Source organism: Rhizobium sp. BK491 (assembly GCF_014194925.1).
In the GTDB taxonomy this organism is placed as follows: domain Bacteria; phylum Pseudomonadota; class Alphaproteobacteria; order Rhizobiales; family Rhizobiaceae; genus Rhizobium.
Genome location: NZ_JACIAR010000014.1, coordinates 1 through 17,456, shown reverse-complemented (window position 1 = coordinate 17,456; position 17,456 = coordinate 1). Strand labels below are relative to the sequence as shown.

Sequence of the window (17,456 nt, the reverse complement as noted above, 5' to 3'; positions counted from 1 at the left end):
CCCCGCTTCCTTCTCTGGAGAACGCCGATGTCTATGAACCTTACGAAACTGCCGACGTGGCATGAAGGCGAGACCTTTATCCAGGAAAAGCTCGGCGTAAAGGAACGCATGGCCTCGGTCGGCCAGCGTGTCGTTCGCGATTTCATGCCCGACCAGCACCGGGACTTCTACGCCCAATTGCCTTTCATCGTTCTTGGCAGCGTCGATCAATCTGGCGAAGCCTGGGCGACTTTTGTCGAAGGCCAGCCTGGTTTCATGTCGTCACCCTCTCCCGTCGTTTTGGACATTGCCGCGACCCGAGATCCGAGCGACCCAGCAAGCGAAGGACTGGCCGACGGCTTGCCGATTGGTCTTCTCGGTATCGAGATGCACACGCGTCGCCGCAACCGCATGAATGGTTTTGTCTCGACGATCGATGGCGGTTTCCGCGTCGATGTTGACCAGAGCTTCGGAAATTGCCCGCGCTACATTCAGCTGCGCGACTTCGCGTTCGAACGCCAGCCGGGAACCTTGTTTAAAGGTGAGGTTGAGGAACTGCCTGCACTTGATGATCAGGCACGCACGATTATTCGAGAAGCTGACGCGTTTTTCGTTGCCTCCTACGTCGATCGCGAAGACCGGCGCCAGGTGGACGTCTCACATCGCGGCGGGAACGCCGGGTTTGTTCGCATCGGTGACGATGGGGTCCTGACAATCCCCGATTTCGACGGAAATCTCTTCTTCGCGACGCTTGGCAACATCCTGATGAACGGAAAGGCAGGACTTCTGTTCGTGGATTTCAACACCGGCGATATGCTGCAGATGATGGGGAAAGCCGAAGTCATTTTCGACTCGCCCGAGATCGCCGCCTTCCAGGGCGCTGAGCGCTTTTGGACATTCAAGCCGACACGTCTCGTTCGTCGCCGCAATGCACTGGCTTCGAGATGGGCTTTTCAGAAAGACGGCTGGTCGCCGAGTTCCCTGATGACGGGGAGCTGGCAGCAAGCGGCGGACCGTCTTCTCGCTACAGAGATTGCCAAAAGCTGGCGGCCAATGACCGTTACCGCCATTGTCGATGAAAGCGCGACGATCAAATCTTTCCATCTGCAGCCTGGCGATGACGCGGGGCTACTCCCTCACAACGCGGGTCAGCATCTCCCCATACGCATCAAGCTGCCCGGCGAAGGAAAGTCGGTCATTCGCACCTACACGCTCTCGGTCGCGCCGTCCGACGGTATCTACCGCATCAGCGTCAAGCGAGACGGCCAGGTGTCGCAATTCCTGCACGATACTATTGCCGTCGGCGATGTCATCGAGGCGCGCGCGCCGGCCGGCGACTTTAGCATCGATGCCCGCTCGTCACGCCCAGCGGTTCTTCTGGCAGGCGGCGTCGGCATCACGCCGCTGCTCGCGATGCTCCATCATATCGTTTACGAGGGGCTCCGCAAGCAACGTGTCCGTCCGGTCACGTTGTTCTACGCGGCTCGCTCCAAGGCCGATCGACCGTTTGACAAGGAGATCGCCGACCTTGTCGGTGCGACAAAGGGCGTCGTGCGCTTGGTCAGGATCCTCAGTGACACCACGGATGCTGAAGAGGGTAGCGACTTCGACGCGGCCGGGCGGATCGACACGGCCATGCTGACGCGGTTTCTTCCCTTCAACGACTATGATTTCTATCTCTGCGGACCTGCCCAGTTTACCCAAGGTCTTTATGACGGGCTGCGGGGTTTCAACATTGCTGACGATCGTATCCATGCGGAAGCCTTCGGTCCGTCGTCGCTCATTCGCACAGGGCAGCCCACACCGGCAGCTGTGTCTTCCACCACGCAGCCGTCGGAAAAGCCTGTGCCGGTCATATTCACGAATTCCCTGAAAGAAGCGCGGTGGACCCCTGGTTCCGGCACCCTTCTGGAACTTGCCGAGGCACGCGGCCTCGAGCCCGAGTTCAGTTGTCGGGAAGGAAACTGCGGGACGTGTCGGACGAAGCTCATCAAGGGTGCCGTCGCTTACGTCAAGCAGCCCACCGCGAAGATCGACGCCGACGAAGTGCTTCTGTGCTGCGCCGTTCCTGCCGACCAGGAAGGCGGTCTGCAGCTCGCCCTATGACATCGCGATTGCTGCCGTCCAGCGTAACAGGCCCTTGTTCCCTTTCGATCTTCAGCGATCGGCGCCGCGGGGTCATATTCAATCTCAAGAGAGCGACATCTCTCTCAACCAAAAAAGGAGAATACAATGTCACGCATTCCTATCCCGGCAACCATCGACGAAGCACCCGAAGCCTCCCGTCCGATCCTCGATACCATCCAGAAGCAGATCGGTTCCGTTCCGAACATCTTCAGGCTGGTGTCCAACAGCCCCGCCGCATTGACGGGTCTGACATCGCTCCAGGGCGCACTCGGCAAAGGCAAGCTGCCGTCGGCCACCCGCGAACGCATCGCGCTCGCCATGGCTGAAGCCAACGGCTGTGATTACTGCCTCTCGGCCCACACCTTCACCGGCACGAAGTTTGCCAAGCTCGACGAGAGTGAAATCGCTGCCAACCGCAACGGCACGTCGAACGATCCCAAGGCAGCTGCCGAGTCGAATTCACCCGGGCACTGACAGTGGCTCGCGGTTCCGTCGCTGTAGCCGAAATCACCAAGGCCCGTGATACCGGCTACAGCGACGCTGAGATCGTCGAGATCATCGCCCATGTCGCCCTCAACACCTTCACGAACTACGTGAACGAGGCCCTCGATACCGAGATCGACTTCCCCCGCATTGATCGCACGGCTGCCTGACGATTGGCCTGGAGGCGGTGCAAGACGTACCGCCTCCCGCCCCAAGTCAAACATTAACCTCAGAGGAACTTGAACATGTCCCGTCCCCCGCTTCCCCCATTCACTGAACAGAGCGCAATCGAAAAGGTCCGTCTGGCAGAAGACGGCTGGAATAGCCGCGACCCCGCCAAGGTGGCGCTTGCCTATACGCTCGATACACGTTGGCGCAACCGCGCCGAGTTCGCAAAGAACCGTGCCGAGGCCGAGGCCTTCTTGACCCGCAAGTGGAACAAGGAGCTCGACTATCGCCTGATCAAGGAATTGTGGGCCTTCACCGGTAACCATATCGCCGTCCGATATGCCTATGAATATCGCGACGACAGCGGCCAGTGGTTCCGCGCCTATGGCAACGAGAACTGGGAATTTGCCGAGGATGGCCTGATGCGGGAGCGCCATGCAAGCATCAACGAACACCCGATCGCCGAAGCCGATCGCAAGTTCCGTTGGCCGCTGGGCCGCCGGCCGGACGACCAGCCGGGGTTGAGCGACTTTGGATTTTAGCCCGCACATCGGGGAGATTGAAAATGGTTGGCTTGTCAATTGATCCACGGGTGAGGCTTTCAATAGAGCTTGCTCTTGCCGGAACCAGTGCGGGCCAGCCCTTACTCGCGAAGCAGGAGGAAGCCGGTCGTGCCCTCGGCATGACCGGCGCTGAGATGGACGTTGCAAGGCGCGGTTCCAGCTTCGATTTCAAGATCTCGGTGGCGATCTCGCTTGCGCTGGATGCCTGCCAGGAAAGCCGCCAGCGCGCATTATACGCTGGCCTTTCCGTAGAAGCCTGTGCGGAAATAGAACGCATTGCGCAAGCCATCCGCGCTAACCCAATCAACCTTGATATTTGGCGTGATGCCCCTTGAGGCTTCGGTTTCGAGCACTTAAAGTATTGGAAAACCGAGTGCTTTGGGGGAGTGGATGGACCGTTGGCAGGCAATGCGGATTTTCGTGAAGGTTGCTGAAACCGAAAGTTTCGCAGATACCGCTCGCCAGATGTTCATGAGCGCCCCGGCTGTCACTCGTGCAGTCGCGTCTTTGGAAGACCTGATCGGGGCTCGTCTCTTTGTCCGAACAACTCGCTCAGTGAAGATGACCGAGGCCGGAGCGCGTTATTTTGACGATTGCCGCCGGATCCTGGCAGATATAGCAGAGGCGGAAGCGGCGGCCCGTGGTTCGTACGCCACTCCGACAGGAACTCTCTACATCACAGCATCAGTTTTATTTGGTCAGATGTACGTGCTTCCGATCGTGACGCGCTATCTCGACACATACTCCACGGTGAAGGCGAAAACGCTTTTCGTCGATCGGCCAGTTAACATCGTGGATGAAGGCATTGATGTGGCCATTCGCATTGGTCATCTCCCGGATTCAGGCCTTACCGCTATCAAGGTGGGAACTGTTCGTCGCGTGATGTGTGGCTCGCCCAAATACTTCGAACGCTACGGTGTTCCGAAATCGCCGGCCGATCTCAAATACCACCGCATTGCTGCATCGACTGCAGCTTGGGCATCGCCTGAGTGGCGGTTTGCCGATGATCAGCGTGTGACGGTTGAGCCGGTTCTGCAATGCAATACCAACGAAGCTGTCATACATTCAGCACGCGAGGGATGGGGCCTCACAAGAGTGCTTCATTACCAAATTGGACCCGCATTGATGGCGGGAGAGTTACAGATCGTGCTCGGCGAGTACGAAGAGCCGCCCATGCCCATTCACATACTGCATCCCGAGGGCCGGCATGCTCCTGCGAAGGTTCGAACGTTTGTTGATATGGCTTCGGCCAGCCTCCGTGAGAATAGGCTTCTCAATTAGCCCTTTAAGTCACCGGAAATAGACCCAAATCCAACTGAGCTGAATGCTCGGTCTCACCGCCGATTTGTGCTGGATCAACGTTGAAGCAGACACAAGAGCCCGGTTGTTACTAAGCGCAATTGTTGCATGGGCAAGCCGATCGCGTTGGCTGCGATCTGGCGGAAGGGACGTTCACAAACGCCGACGCAACTGTCACGGTTCATCCAAACGGCCGCTCTATCCGGCCACTCATATCACCAGACGTAATAATCCCTTGTCCAATACGAACATTCTTTTTCCACGCCGAAAGAGCGATGGTTGTTGCAGGCAACAAGCCGCCCGCAACCAGTCCTGAGGAGAACCACAATGTCTCGCACTCTTGCCGCCCTGCTTCTCGCATCCGCCAGCATCTTTGTTACCGCCCCCGCAAGCATAGTCTTCGCCGAAACACCTGCGATCGCGCAGCAAGTACCTGCGACGATCCTCTATCGCTCCGTAAAGATCGATGGCGTGAACGTGTTTTATCGGGAAGCAGGCCCCGCCGACGGCCCTGTCGTCGTCCTGCTTCACGGCTTTCCGACATCGTCTCACATGTTCCGCAACCTGATCCCGCTGCTCGCTGACCGCTACCGCGTCATCGCCCCTGACTATCCGGGTTTCGGTCAGAGCGACGCACCCGATCACACCAAGTTCGAATATTCCTTCGGCCACTATGCCGATATCGTCGATACGTTGCTGACCAAGCTCGGCGCCGCCAAGTATTCGATGTATGTCATGGATTATGGCGCACCTGTCGGCTACCGGCTGGCGCTCAAGCATCCGGATCGCGTCACGGGACTGATTGTCCAGAACGGCAATGCCTATGACGAAGGCATCCGCGATTTCTGGAACCCGATCCGCGCCTACTGGAAGTCAGGAACGAAGAAGGACCGGGCGGCACTCTCCGTGCTCGTCGCACCTGAGACGACCAAATTCCAGTATACCGATGGCGTCAAGGATCTGACCCGCATCAGCCCCGACAATTGGATTCACGACCAAGCGCTGCTCGACCGACCGGGGAACAAGGATATCCAGCTCGACCTGTTCTACGACTACCGCACCAACCTGCCGCTCTATCCGCAGTTCCAGGCGTTCTTCCGCGACCGCAAGCCGCCGACGCTGATCGTCTGGGGCAAGAACGACAAGATCTTCCCGGAAGAGGGCGCGCATCCCTATCTTCGCGATCTTCCCGAAGCAGAGTTCCATCTCCTTGATACAGGCCACTTTGCGCTTGAAGACAAGCTGGACGAGATGGCACCGCTGATCCGGAGTTTCCTCGATCGCAATATCGCGAAATGAATAAGCACAGGCTTCCTGCAACTGCCGAACTGGTTGCAGGAAGCCCGATAGTAGCCTTCAATGCCCGCCAAAGATAGCTGTTCAAAAAGCCTGCCCCGTCGGCTCTGGAACCGCAGGTAACTGTTTTACCATAATACAGTCTTGTGTCAGGCAATAAGCATGTGAATCAGATACCTAGCTAAAGTAAGTCGAAGCCCAGCGGTCGAGCTCCCTTCATGCCGCACGATCCTCCCAGCAGTTGCTAAACGAACGGGCAGGCGTTGCCCGCATTATGCTTTTGCCAGAGCGAGCGCAGCTTGGACACCATCTTCCAACAGGGCTGACGCTTTTGATGGGTCGGACATAACCCGGGCAATCTGGAGAATGCCGACCATCATTCCAAAAATCGCTATCGCCCTGTCATGGGCTGAGAATGAAGGCGAAGCGGGAAGCTTCGATGCCAGAAGAGCGGTATACTTGCCCAATTCAACCTCATAAGCCTCACGGGTCGTTTCTGGCTGTCTTCCGATTTCGGGCAATAGCGCAGCTGAGGGGCAGCCGTTTTCCCGCCCGAACATATGAAACTGTATTCCGGGAGAGGTTCGGAACGCTCGATCGGTGGGTCTATGACAAGAACACTTCGGCGGCTCTTGACGACGGGCGTGTAAAGTTCCGCGATGATCGTCCCGCGCTGCCTACGACAATGGAAGCCTTCGTCAAAGAAACCTTCAGACCGCTGCTCGAGAAGGCACTGACGGATGGCGTCAAACCCGAGACCTTCCAAACGTGGAGCTCAGATAGCTAGAGCCCTTAGAGATTGCGTGGCGAGAAGCGGTAGTGGCTGAGCCAATGAGAACGACGACGTCTCGGCGCGTTCGAGAGCCTGGTCGATGATGAATGATAACCACTATCGACGAGATCCTCGCACTTGCTGCGCAGCTCTCGATGAATGACGGAGCGCGCGGGGGATTGTCCCTCGCGATATAATCGGCGATTTGCTCAAGGTCGTTTTCCGCCTCGTAGGACAACTCGAGGATCATGCCGATTTTTCGGCCTTGTCAGCCATCGCGTTGTATTTGGCCTCAAGCCGATCGAAGACATCGCTCGCCGGCTTCGTTCGGCCAGTAATCCCCATCGGCAATGCCGCGCATGATTGAAGCACCAGCGCGCGGCAAGCTACAGCCTACGGAGACCTCGCCCTCAGGACCGGTATGCAGCTCGCCAAGGTTGAAAGGAGGAGTTGGTGCCGCTGTCGCTCCGCATGACCTCTGACTCATCACGTCCAGACCGACGACTACAATGATCGTGCTCAGTAACTGAGCTTCGGGTACCAGTCCGCACCGCGCCCGGCAGGCGTCATGTCAAGAATGTTCCAGAGTGGCGCGATGTCGACCGCTCCCCTTGGATCCTGGCCCGGGTCCGCCGCTGCGGTCGGCATCTCGCCATTGTAAAAGACGCGGACATCTTTCCCATCCTTCTGGTAGACGGTGAATCCGGGGTTTTCAGATCCGTTGTCATTCAGCAGGCCTAGGTCACGGGCGTAGTCGTCGCCGACGGTCTGGACGAAGTCCAGGTCGCGCCAGCCGCGTTCGATGGCGAAGGCGCGTTGCCGTGCCACCGGGCTGCGACCGATGATCTTGAAAGCAACCCGCTGCTTGACATCGGCGCCGTTGCCGTTCGCTCCGCCAAGGAAGTTCGTGCACATGGGGCAGGGCCGTTCGCGCTGCGGGCCGAACATCCAGAAGTACGTCACCAGCGTATCGTGATGACCGAACATGTCCGCGAGACCGACCTCGTCATCGGTGCGCTCAGACTTTCCGAGTGAGAGAAAGCTTCCTCTTGCGTCGGGGGGATATGCCGGGCTTTGGGTTTGTGTTTTTAAAATGTGAAAAAGCGATCTCTCGAGCGCCTGTCACTCGCACAGCAATCGTAGGACGGTTGAGAGTTTGAAGCTCTGACTTATCGCCGAGGAAATTTGCTCCGCAAGCATGCCTGTCTCCAGTTCTCAGTTTGATCTTTCGATTATGCGAGCAGATTAGGAGGAGAGGTGGACACGATTATTAATCTAGTCGATCTGCTCAATCGAGTCGGAAACGCGCAACGGGGCAGGATGGCGGACTATTTCACACCCACGACTTCCTGTCGTCGACGAGCTCTGTTAGGCGACCGGCTCGAAGGTATCGGCGTTCGTCTGGACAGAATGAGCCCATCCCAGCTTCTCAATTTGGCCCGAATGACCGGCTTTCGCGCTGGTCACGACGTGCCAGACCGTCTGGAGCTTGTTCTCGCGTAGCATGCCGGTGAACGAGCAGATCGACGTCAGCCCTCCTCCACCCATTCAGATGCGAGTTCTCCGCTCGATTGTTCAATCCCTTGTGGGATCGGTGCTCGACGGCTGGTATGACGTCGCGCTTGGCCGCACCATATGAGCGCAGTTTGTCGGTAATGATGCGCGTGGGTGCGAGACCTTGTTTCTTCAGCAGCCGGACCAGCAACCGCTTGGCGACCTTTGTGTTCCTGCGGGTTTGAACGATCTCATCGAGACCATAACCATCCTGGTCAACCGCGCGCCAAAGCCAATGTGTTCGCCCGCGGATGGCCATCATGAGGCGAGTGGCGCGGGGGAGTTTCACCCCCACGCTCTCTCAGAACCGGACGTGATACTCTCGCATCATCCGGCTCCCATTGTTCGACCGTATCCATGAAGCAGAGGCCAATGGGCGAACAACCGAGGTTGGCGCTGCGCGATGCGTAAAAGCCAATGTCGGGATCGCCGCTTGTGCCTACGCAAGGACTTGTACTTTCCCGAAGCTCATCGAACCAAGTATCGTTCGATGCTCCAGAGCGTAGGTTGGAGAGCTGAAGGACAGAACCGACCATAGCAATTGATCCAGCCGCGGATGTACGAGTTGAACATCTGTGCCAGATCATCGAGAGCCTTGTCACTGCGAAGGTGCAAGGACCAACTACGGATCGTGCCCCGGATCGTCGCGGAGACGTAAGCTAGTCAAATACTATCCCGTATCGCCACGGCGGGTTCGATCAGAATGTGCTGAGCCTCCTCTCGGCCATCGATCCGGCTGAGCAGCATTTGTCCTGCAGTTCCGCCAAGCCGGGGAGGATTTTGGTCGATGCTGGTCAGTCCGACCAGTGGAATGGCCGCCGGTGGGGAGTTGTCATATCCGATGATGGCGAGATCCTCCGGCACGCGGATACCGCTCATGCGCGCAGCGTTCAGCAGCGGCACCGCGTCCAGGTCTGACCAGACGAAAACAGCGCGGGGCCGATCCTTCGCGCGCAGGAAGTCCGCGATGCCTTCACTCCTGTCGGCACCCGGCGCCGGTAGTCGTATGATCCGGGCCTTGGCTTCCAACCCCGCCTGTTCCATTCGCTCGCGATAGCCAATTTCTCGCTGGGCGGCGACCTCCGATGGGCGTGGGTCCGATAACGTATAGCTCAGCATGGCAATATCCTCATACCCGCGGCTAAGAAGGGTTTCGACAGCGAGCGCCGCCCCCTTGTGGTCATCGGAATTGGCCGTGTCGTAGGTCAAAGCATGCGGCTCGTGATGGGCGATTGCCACGATCGGGATCTGCTGGGAATAGCGTTCGACCATCTTGCGGGGGATACGGGGAGCAATGATGAGCACACCGTCCATGCGGTTATCGATCATGGATTCGATCATCGAGGCTTCGATCGGGCTCTTGGAGCGACCGATCCCAACCAGCGCCTTATAGTTGCTGTGCGAAAAAGTGGCGTTAGCCGCCTCGATCACGCCGGCAAGAAACGGGTTCGATAATTCGACCACCAGGACGCCGATCGTATTAGTGCGGCCTCGCATGGCGCGCGCCGCCACGGATGGGCGGTAGTTCAGCTTCTCGATCGAGGTTTCCACCTTCTGTCGCAGAAGGTCGCTGACGCCATAGGCATTGCGAAGAACTTTGGATACGGCCGCCACCGACACCCCGGCGTCCTCAGCGACATGGCGGATCGTAATTCGCTCTTTGGGTGTGTTAACGATTTGATATTTCATCTAAAATTCACGCTCATCAATTTTTTCAAATTATACGCATGAAACTCTTGCGTGGCAAACGGCAATGTAGAATGATATACATAGAACGATACACACAAATTCGTTTTTCGGCCGCTGGAGGATAAGGTGGCCAGGGGAGGTTGCATTATGAGCATTGTCCAGCGCCACGGCGTCGCCGTGGCCGAAGACCTTATCGATTCTAGTTTCGCGTTTTCCGCATTCATGATTGCGCCCGTCTGTGATGCGGGACAGGGAACTGCCGGAACTTTCGTTTCGCGTCGCTTTTCGCTGGAGCATGTGCCTTCCGGAGCGACCTTGCGCATCTCAGCGCTCGGCCTTTATCGCGCGTTCATCAACGGTCGCCGGGTTGGCGATGATCTGCTGACGCCGGGCTGGACCTGCTATGACGACCGCATCGCTTATCAAATCTATCAGGTCACGGATCTGCTGCAGCCGGGAGAGAACCGCATCGAGATCTGGCTTGGCGATGGTTGGTACAGGAGCCAGCTCATGTGGGCAGCCAGTCCGATCTATGATTGTTGGGGCGACCGGGTCGGCGCGATCGCCGAGTTGAGTGCGGGCGGACCGATCCTTGTGAAGACCGATGAAAGCTGGAAGAGCGGCTATACGCCTATAGTCCGCAACGGTATCTATTTCGGTGAGGACTATGACGCCCGTATCGAGGTGGAAGACAGCGACGGCGTCGAGGTTCTGGCCTTTGACAAGACACTTCTCGTGCCCCACGAGACCGGGGCGGTCAAGGAACTCGATGCTCTCCCATCCATTGAAAGCTGGGCTGAGAGCGATGGAGGGATCGTCTATGATTTCGGGCAGAACGCGGGCGCTTATATCCGTATCTGCGTCAAGGGCGAAGCGGGGGCCCGCGTTCGCGTCGAGCATTCCGAAGTGCTCGGTCCCGGCCGCCTCTTCGACAATCGCAACTACCGAAGCGCCCGCGCCGAGCTCGTCTATACGCTGAAGGGTGAGGGCGAGGAAGTCTATGCGCCGCTCTTCACCTTCATGGGCTTCCGCTATGCGCGGGTGACCGTGACGGGAAAGGCGGAGCTCATTTCCATCACCATGATCCCGGTGACATCCGTGCCGGTCAGGGCTGCAGGCTTCACCTGCGGCGTCGATGCGGTGAACCGGTTGGTCGAGAACACCATCTGGTCGCAACGCTCCAATTTCATCGAGGTGCCGACGGATTGCCCGCAGCGTGATGAGCGATTGGGCTGGACCGGCGACGCGCAGGTGTTTGCCGGTGCTGCCTGCTGGTTGGCCGACAGCCGGACTTTTCTCACCAAATACCTGCGCGACGTAATGCATGACCAGCGCGCGAATGGCGCGGTTCCGCATTTCTCGCCCGATCCCACGCGTCTGCATCCGATCGACAGCCGCGGCGATTGGGCAGGTTCCACCGGCTGGGGTGACGCCATCGTCATCATACCCTGGCAGCTCTACCTGCATTATGGCGATGTCTCGGTCCTGCAGGAATGCTTCCCGGCCATGTTGCGCTGGCTTGACTACCTCTGGGGTATTTCCGACGGGCCGATCATTCGCCCGCCGGCGGTATGGGGCGAACGAGGCTTCACCTTCGGCGACTGGCTGCAGCCGGTCGGCGACAATCGCAAGCCCCGCCCGACCGTCGCCGACGATTGCGCTGCCACGCTCTATCATTTCATCTCGACGCAGCTGACAGCAAAGATAGCTCGCATTCTCGGCAAGCATGACGAGGCCGCGCGCCTCGATACCCGCACCGAAGATATTAGGACGGCCTTCAGCCATGAATTCTTCGCCCCGTCTGGCCGCATAGCCCATAACGACCAGACATCATGGTCTCTGGCGTTCCTCTATGGCCTGGTTCCGCAGGAGTACGAGGCTGCAGCGCGAGGCTACTTCCGGCAGGTTGTGGAGGAGACCGATGGCGTCATCGGGACCGGCTTCATCGGAACACCCGCTCTGCTGCCGGCGATGACGCGCCTCGGCATGCTTGATCTGGCGGAAAAGACGTTCCTCAATCGCAAGGTTCCCGGCTGGCTCTATCAGGTGGAGCGCGGGGCGACCTCGATCTGGGAACGCTGGGACGCACTGGCGGAGGACGGCACGATCTACGATCCCGAGATGAACAGCTACAACCACTATGCTTACGGCGCCGTGTGCCAATGGCTGTTCGAGGATGTTGCCGGCATCAGGCCGCTCGAAGACAAGCCTGGCTTCGAGGAGATCGCTTTCGACCCGGCGATCCTGCCCGGCCTGTCGTCGGTATCGGCCTGGCACGATACCCGTTTCGGACGCATACAGGCAGGCTGGAGCATAGACGAGAGGGGGGAAGTGACATGCCGGCTGACGCTGCCGGAGGGGGTGACGGCGCGGCTGGAGGGGGGCACGGGTCGTAAATCTCTGGCGGCAGACGGGATTGCAGTCGCTTCCGGGCAGCAGATCAGGCTCGGAAGGGGAGAGCATACGATCACTTTCGTCATGTGATGAAGGCGCCTGCGGTTCGCAGGCGCGAGCAGCCCAATCATTCCGGTCTTTCAGAGGAGGAGACGACCATGAGAATGACGACGTGCAGCATTCTGGCCGCAGCCATCAGCGTGCTTGCAGCCGGTGTCGCCCATGCCGATGTGAAGCTCAGCATCGTGATCGACACCAACCCGGAAACCAGCGCCTCGTTCGGCGCGCTTTCCAAGGCCTATACGGCAAAGCATCCCGATGTGAGCTTCGATGTGGAGCAGCGGGTCGGCGGTTCCGAAGGCGACAATATCATCAAGACACGGCTGGCGACCGGTGAGATGGCCGACATCTTCCAGTACAATACCGGTTCGTTGTTCCGGGCACTGAAGCCCGAGCAGACACTCGCGGATCTTTCCGATCTGCCTTCGCAGGCCGGCATTCTGGACAGCTTCAAGAAGGTCGTCACCAGCGCCGATGGACATGTGCGCGGAATACCATTCGGCCCGGCCATGGGCGGCGGAATTTTCTACAACCGAAAGATCTACGCAGATCTAGGCCTCACGCCACCCAAAACCTGGGCGGAGTTCATGGCGAACAATGCGAAGCTCAAGGCCGCCGGCAAGGTGGCTGTTGTACAGACCTACGGCGATACCTGGACCTCGCAGCTCTTCATTCTTGCCGACTACTACAACCTGCAAGCCGACGCGCCGAACTTTGCGGCCGACTACACAGCGAATAAGGCGAAATATGCGACGACACCGGTGGCCGTGCGTGGCTTCGAGCATCTCGAAGAGGTGGCGAAAGCCGGTCTCTTCAACGCCGATTTCGGTGCTGCTACGTTGGATGACGGCATGCGCATGGTCGCAACTGGCGAGGCGGCCCATTACCCGATGCTGACCTTCGGTATCGGCAATGTGCAGCAGAACCTGCCCGACCATCTCCGGGATATCGGCTTCTTCGCGGAACCCGGCACGGATGCCCAGAAAAACGGGCTGACGATATGGATGCCGGCAGCTCTCTATATTCCCGCCAAGGCCGAGCATCTTGAAGAGGCCAAGAAATTCCTCGATTGGGTCGGCAGCAAGGAGGCCTGCGATATCATGGCGAAAGCCGTTCCATCCGGTCCCTATCTGGTCAAGGGCTGCGAATTGCCGAAAGATATCCCGCCTGTTGTCGCCGATATGCTGCCCTATTTCGAGACCGACGGCCGCACCGCGCCGGCGTTGGAATTCCTGTCGCCGGTGAAAGGGCCGTCGCTCGAGCAAATCACCGTGGAAGTCGGCTCAGGCATTCGTTCGGCCAAGGACGCGGCTGCCCTTTACGACCGGGATGTCGAAAAGCAGGCCAAGCAGCTCGGTCTGCCCAATTGGTAACCTCCCAGCCCATCTCCCGCTCGGTCGTCGTCCGGGCGAGGAGTGCTCAAGGAGCCTCCATGACCACGCGAAAATCACCCTATCCCTATTGGTTTGTACTGCCAGCGGCCGTGATCTTCATCGTGCTGTTCATGGTGCCGACGTTCGCGTCCCTCTGGTTCAGTTTAACCCGATGGGACCTTTTCAATGCAGAGTTCATTGGCGTGGAGAACTATCGCCAGTTCTTCCGCGAGCCGTTCCTGATCCAGGGCCTCGTCAATACCATCATCTACGCGGTCCTGACCTCCGGTACGAAGACCGTGCTTGGCCTACTTCTTGCCGTGCTGTTGACCTCGGGCATATGGGCACAGGGCTTTCTGCGAACCGTGGTTTTCTTTCCGGTGCTGGTGTCGACCATCGGCGTCGGCATCACGTTCTCCGTGCTCATGCATCCTACGCGCGGACTCATCAACGTCGCCTTGGCACGCCTTGGCATTCATGGCCCCGGCTGGTTGACGGATCCAGCGCTAGCGCTCTATTCCATCGTCCTCGTCGATCTGTGGAAAGGCATCGGGCTTGCCACCGTCATCTATATCGCCGGGCTTGCCTCCATCAGCCCCGATTATTACGAAGCCGCCCGCATCGACGGCGCTACCCGTCGGCAGATGTTCTTCCGGGTCACGGTTCCGCTGGTAAAGCCGGCCACCATCACAGTCGTGACGTTGTCGCTGATCGGCGGGCTGCGCAGCTTCGATCTGATCTGGGCGATGACGCGTGGCGGCCCCGGCTTTTCCTCCGACGTGCTCGCGAGCGTCATCTACAAGCAATACCAGGCGGGATTCTACGGGCTGTCCACCGCTGGCAACGTCATCCTCTTCATCCTTATAGGGCTGATCGTGTTGCCGCTTACCGCATGGTTCAATCGCAAGGAGGTGGATCTGTGACGCGTCGACAGCTCTATACCGGCGTGACCGCACTTGCAGCCTCTGCGGTGATCTTCATTCTGCCCTTTCTGTTCATCTTCATCACGGCCGCCAAGACCAAGCAGGATGCCGCAAGGCTTACCTTCACCCTGCCGGCGGAGTGGCGGCTTTGGGGCAATCTCATGGAAGTGGTCGAAGCCCGCAACTACATGCTGTTGCTCGCCTATTTCAATTCCACCGTCATCACGGTCGCTTCCGTCGCTCTGCTCGTCCTCTTCGGCGCAATGGTCGGTTATGTGCTCCAACGCCGCTCTTCGGCTTGGAACAAGCTGATTTACGCTTGCGTTCTCGCCGGCCTGATGATCCCGCCGGCGGTGGTCCCGACCATCTGGGTGCTGCAATCGCTGGGACTGTTCAAGACCATCTCCGGTATGATCCTCATCCAGATCGCCTACGGCCTTGCCTTTTCCATCCTGCTGTTCAGGAGTTTCATCGCCACTATCCCGAGGGATCTAGATGAAGCGGCGATCATCGACGGCGCCAAACCGCTACAGATCTTTTTCCGGGTCATCCTGCCGCTGCTGAAACCGGTGACGGTGACGGTCATCGTGGTCCAGTCCATCGCCATCTTCAACGATTTCACCAATCCGCTTTACTATCTCCCCGGCCGGGAAAACGTCACCGTGCAGCTGACGCTCTACAATTTCCAGAGCCAGTTCCAGACGCAGTTCAATCTCTTGTTCATGAACATCCTTTTGGTGACCATTCCGCCACTCATCGTTTTCATATTCTTCAATCGTCAGATCGTGGCGGGCATGACGGCCGGCGCCGTGAAAGGATAAGCGCATGTCTAGCGTCGTTCTCAGCAATATCGGAAAGAGTTTTGGTAGCCTGGAGGTGATGAAGGGCGTGGATCTTACGGTGGAGGCGGGCGAATTCTGCGTGTTCGTTGGCCCCTCGGGCTGCGGAAAATCGACGCTCCTGCGGATGATTTCGGGGCTTGAGACATCGAGCGCCGGTCAGATCTTCATCGATGGAAAGGAAGTCACCGGAGCAGAGCCATCCGCGCGCGGTATCGCAATGGTGTTCCAGTCGTATGCGCTTTATCCGCACCTGACGGTACGCGAGAATATCGGCTTTGGTCTCTCGCTTGCCAGGCGCCCGAAGGCTGAGATCGAGGAAAAGGTGAAGCAGACGGCCGATATTCTACAACTCTCGCATCTGCTCGACCGCAAGCCCAAGGCACTCTCCGGCGGTCAAAGGCAGCGCGTCGCCATCGGCCGGGCAATCATCCGTAATCCGAAAGTGTTTCTGTTCGACGAGCCGCTTTCCAATCTCGACGCTTCCTTGCGTTCGCAGATGCGCTTCGAGCTCACGGAATTGCATGCCAAGCTCGGCGCGACGATGATCTATGTGACCCATGACCAGGTCGAGGCCATGACCATGGCGGACAAGATCGTTGTGCTGAACGGCGGGAGGATCGAGCAGATCGGTGCGCCGATGACGCTTTACAACCATCCGGCAACGCCATTCGTCGCCGGCTTTATAGGCTCGCCCAAGATGAACCTCTTCGAAGGTGAAATCGCCGAACGCGAGGGATGTAGAACTTATGGTATCCGTCCCGAGCATATCGTACTCTCCACCATGCAGGGTAAATGGCAGGGCGTGGTGAAGCATATCGAACGGCTCGGCGCCGACACCATTCTTCACCTCGATGTTTCGGGACTGCCGTCGCTGGTGGTGCGTACCGATGGTGATCGCCCGATCTCCGTCGGTAAAATGTTGTTCGCTTCACCCGTCGCAGGCAAGGAGCACAGCTTCGTGTGATTGATCGCGAGGCTAAGTAGCGCTGAAGGGCACCCCGTTTCGTTATCGCGCCCTCGTGCCTTCCAGGAAAAGCTGTGCGCAGGCGCGCGCGCGACGATCTCGCCATCGGCTATGTCTTCTACCTGGCCAAGCATGACAGCGCGCTGAGGTTCCATCACCGTCATTTCCCGGAGCATTCCGGTCGCGATTTCTCGTGAGGCGATACGTGTCTGCAGCCAATCTTGCATTGTCTTGCTGGTCTTTTGAATGGCCCGTACATAAAACGCCGTTGCAATCTCTGGGAAACGTTCGGATTCGCCGAGGACAAGCCGCGTCATGATGATTGTTTCATGGGAAAGCGTAAGCCTACCGTAAGCGATTCCTAATACGATTGAACGTGCTTGGGTTTTGTAAATGAACCCATTTGAAGCGCTTAGCCGAAACGACGCTCACGGCTTCTTTCAAAATTTAGGAGATTCAGTCGTCACGGGGCCCACAAAGACGAACGCCAACGACTTTAAGGCGATCCTAGTCTGCTGATAAAGCGCCGGGAGCCGCCAGGCAGTGAGGTCGCAACAAGGCCGCATTGTTGAAATGAGGCCCCGCAGAGCGATTTGCGAACAAGGAGTCAGACGAAGTTCATCCAGTCGACATTGAGAGCTGTGCTGATCCGACGAACTTTGAGTTCGTCAGTCTCGATGCCGCACTCGATCTGATCGATTTCAAGGGTCGTAAGGCCGCATGTCACAGCGAGATTGTTGAGGGGATGCGGACGAAAACTTGGACCACCAGGAGGTAGTTCATGTATTCCCATGCGGACAGAGTTCGCGCGGTCGAGCTTTATATCAAGCTCGACAAGCGGGTTAAGGCGACGATCCGCCAATTGGGTTATCCGACTACCATTACAGTTGCATTTTGGTTTTCAGGTGAGCTTGTCGAGCGGCAGCCTGATGGGCGCGTCTCCAGCATGACCATGCGATGATGTAGGCTG

16 protein-coding genes and 6 pseudogenes are annotated in these 17,456 nt (G+C 58.2%); 14 read left to right on the top strand and 8 right to left on the bottom strand.

Annotation, left to right across the window (positions count from 1 at the left end):
• Window positions 1–27: 27 nt before the first annotated feature.
• From FHX05_RS28105 to FHX05_RS28080, 6 genes and pseudogenes are all read left to right on the top strand, one after another.
• Window positions 28–2,085 carry a pyridoxamine 5'-phosphate oxidase family protein gene (locus FHX05_RS28105; protein ID WP_183876004.1) on the top strand — a complete coding sequence of 686 codons (2,058 nt, stop codon included), beginning with the start codon at window positions 28–30 and terminating at the stop codon, window positions 2,083–2,085.
• Between the two features lie 126 nt (window positions 2,086–2,211).
• A pseudogene (locus tag FHX05_RS28100) lies at window positions 2,212–2,759 on the top strand (peroxidase-related enzyme).
• 75 nt (window positions 2,760–2,834) lie between these two features.
• On the top strand, window positions 2,835–3,299 hold the full coding sequence (locus FHX05_RS28095) for a DUF1348 family protein (RefSeq protein WP_183876002.1): 465 nt from the start codon (window positions 2,835–2,837) through the stop codon (window positions 3,297–3,299).
• A gap of 23 nt (window positions 3,300–3,322) precedes the next feature.
• On the top strand, window positions 3,323–3,655 hold the full coding sequence (locus FHX05_RS28090; protein ID WP_183876000.1) for a hypothetical protein: 333 nt from the start codon (window positions 3,323–3,325) through the stop codon (window positions 3,653–3,655).
• Window positions 3,656–3,710: 55 nt separating this feature from the next.
• Window positions 3,711–4,601 carry a LysR family transcriptional regulator gene (locus FHX05_RS28085; RefSeq protein WP_183875998.1) on the top strand — a complete coding sequence of 297 codons (891 nt, stop codon included), beginning with the start codon at window positions 3,711–3,713 and terminating at the stop codon, window positions 4,599–4,601.
• A 345-nt stretch (window positions 4,602–4,946) separates the two neighbouring features.
• A complete protein-coding gene (locus FHX05_RS28080) occupies window positions 4,947–5,918 on the top strand; it encodes an alpha/beta hydrolase (RefSeq protein WP_183875996.1) in 972 nt (323 codons plus the stop codon).
• Between the two features lie 269 nt (window positions 5,919–6,187).
• On the opposite strand, the gene FHX05_RS28075 is transcribed toward FHX05_RS28080, so the two are convergent.
• The 7 genes and pseudogenes from FHX05_RS28075 to FHX05_RS28055 all read right to left on the bottom strand — a co-directional run bounded on the left by FHX05_RS28075 (window position 6,188) and on the right by FHX05_RS28055 (window position 9,930).
• The gene (locus tag FHX05_RS28075) at window positions 6,188–6,475 is read right to left on the bottom strand and encodes a hypothetical protein (RefSeq protein ID WP_183875994.1); all 288 of its coding nucleotides are present in this window, start codon (window positions 6,473–6,475) and stop codon (window positions 6,188–6,190) included.
• Window positions 6,476–6,803: 328 nt separating this feature from the next.
• A pseudogene (locus FHX05_RS30605) lies at window positions 6,804–6,937 on the bottom strand (type II toxin-antitoxin system RelE/ParE family toxin); the annotation flags it as partial.
• Window positions 6,934–7,057 (bottom strand): annotated as a pseudogene (locus FHX05_RS30600) (type II toxin-antitoxin system ParD family antitoxin); the annotation flags it as partial. The pseudogenes FHX05_RS30605 and FHX05_RS30600, both read right to left, overlap by 4 nt.
• Window positions 7,058–7,206: 149 nt before the next feature.
• On the bottom strand, window positions 7,207–7,782 hold the full coding sequence (locus tag FHX05_RS28070) for a DUF899 family protein (protein ID WP_348648353.1): 576 nt from the start codon (window positions 7,780–7,782) through the stop codon (window positions 7,207–7,209).
• Window positions 7,783–8,055: 273 nt separating this feature from the next.
• Entirely contained in the window at window positions 8,056–8,235 is a 180-nt protein-coding gene (locus FHX05_RS30595) for a hypothetical protein (protein ID WP_246699139.1), read from the bottom strand.
• Window position 8,236: 1 nt separating this feature from the next.
• Window positions 8,237–8,597, bottom strand: a pseudogene (locus tag FHX05_RS28065) (DDE-type integrase/transposase/recombinase); the annotation flags it as partial.
• 307 nt (window positions 8,598–8,904) lie between these two features.
• Window positions 8,905–9,930 carry a LacI family DNA-binding transcriptional regulator gene (locus FHX05_RS28055; RefSeq protein WP_183875992.1) on the bottom strand — a complete coding sequence of 342 codons (1,026 nt, stop codon included), beginning with the start codon at window positions 9,928–9,930 and terminating at the stop codon, window positions 8,905–8,907.
• 147 nt (window positions 9,931–10,077) lie between these two features.
• Here FHX05_RS28055 and FHX05_RS28050 point away from each other — a divergent pair, with 147 nt between their 5' ends.
• The 6 genes from FHX05_RS28050 to FHX05_RS30825 all read left to right on the top strand — a co-directional run bounded on the left by FHX05_RS28050 (window position 10,078) and on the right by FHX05_RS30825 (window position 16,683).
• A complete protein-coding gene (locus FHX05_RS28050) occupies window positions 10,078–12,414 on the top strand; it encodes an alpha-L-rhamnosidase (RefSeq protein WP_183875990.1) in 2,337 nt (778 codons plus the stop codon).
• A gap of 68 nt (window positions 12,415–12,482) precedes the next feature.
• Window positions 12,483–13,757: an extracellular solute-binding protein gene (locus FHX05_RS28045; protein ID WP_183875988.1), complete on the top strand. Its 1,275-nt coding sequence runs from the start codon at window positions 12,483–12,485 to the stop codon at window positions 13,755–13,757.
• Window positions 13,758–13,816: 59 nt separating this feature from the next.
• On the top strand, window positions 13,817–14,680 hold the full coding sequence (locus tag FHX05_RS28040; protein WP_183875986.1) for a sugar ABC transporter permease: 864 nt from the start codon (window positions 13,817–13,819) through the stop codon (window positions 14,678–14,680).
• Window positions 14,677–15,501 carry a carbohydrate ABC transporter permease gene (locus FHX05_RS28035; RefSeq protein ID WP_007694516.1) on the top strand — a complete coding sequence of 275 codons (825 nt, stop codon included), beginning with the start codon at window positions 14,677–14,679 and terminating at the stop codon, window positions 15,499–15,501. Before FHX05_RS28040 ends, FHX05_RS28035 begins: the two co-directional genes overlap by 4 nt.
• A gap of 4 nt (window positions 15,502–15,505) precedes the next feature.
• Window positions 15,506–16,486 (top strand): ABC transporter ATP-binding protein, encoded by a 981-nt coding sequence (locus FHX05_RS28030; protein WP_183875984.1) that lies wholly within the window; start codon window positions 15,506–15,508, stop codon window positions 16,484–16,486.
• A gap of 74 nt (window positions 16,487–16,560) precedes the next feature.
• Complete coding sequence (locus tag FHX05_RS30825; protein WP_281411900.1) at window positions 16,561–16,683, top strand: hypothetical protein; 123 nt, start codon at window positions 16,561–16,563, stop codon at window positions 16,681–16,683.
• A 60-nt stretch (window positions 16,684–16,743) separates the two neighbouring features.
• Here the strand turns inward: FHX05_RS30825 and FHX05_RS30590 are convergent.
• Window positions 16,744–16,803, bottom strand: a pseudogene (locus FHX05_RS30590) (hypothetical protein); the annotation flags it as partial.
• A 76-nt stretch (window positions 16,804–16,879) separates the two neighbouring features.
• On the opposite strand from FHX05_RS30590, the gene FHX05_RS30820 reads away from it, so the two are divergent.
• Together FHX05_RS30820 and FHX05_RS30815 are read left to right on the top strand one after the other, a co-directional pair.
• Window positions 16,880–17,005 (top strand): MOFRL family protein, encoded by a 126-nt coding sequence (locus tag FHX05_RS30820; protein ID WP_183775009.1) that lies wholly within the window; start codon window positions 16,880–16,882, stop codon window positions 17,003–17,005.
• Between the two features lie 262 nt (window positions 17,006–17,267).
• Window positions 17,268–17,363, top strand: a pseudogene (locus FHX05_RS30815) (integrase); the annotation flags it as partial.
• Window positions 17,364–17,456 lie beyond the last annotated feature (93 nt).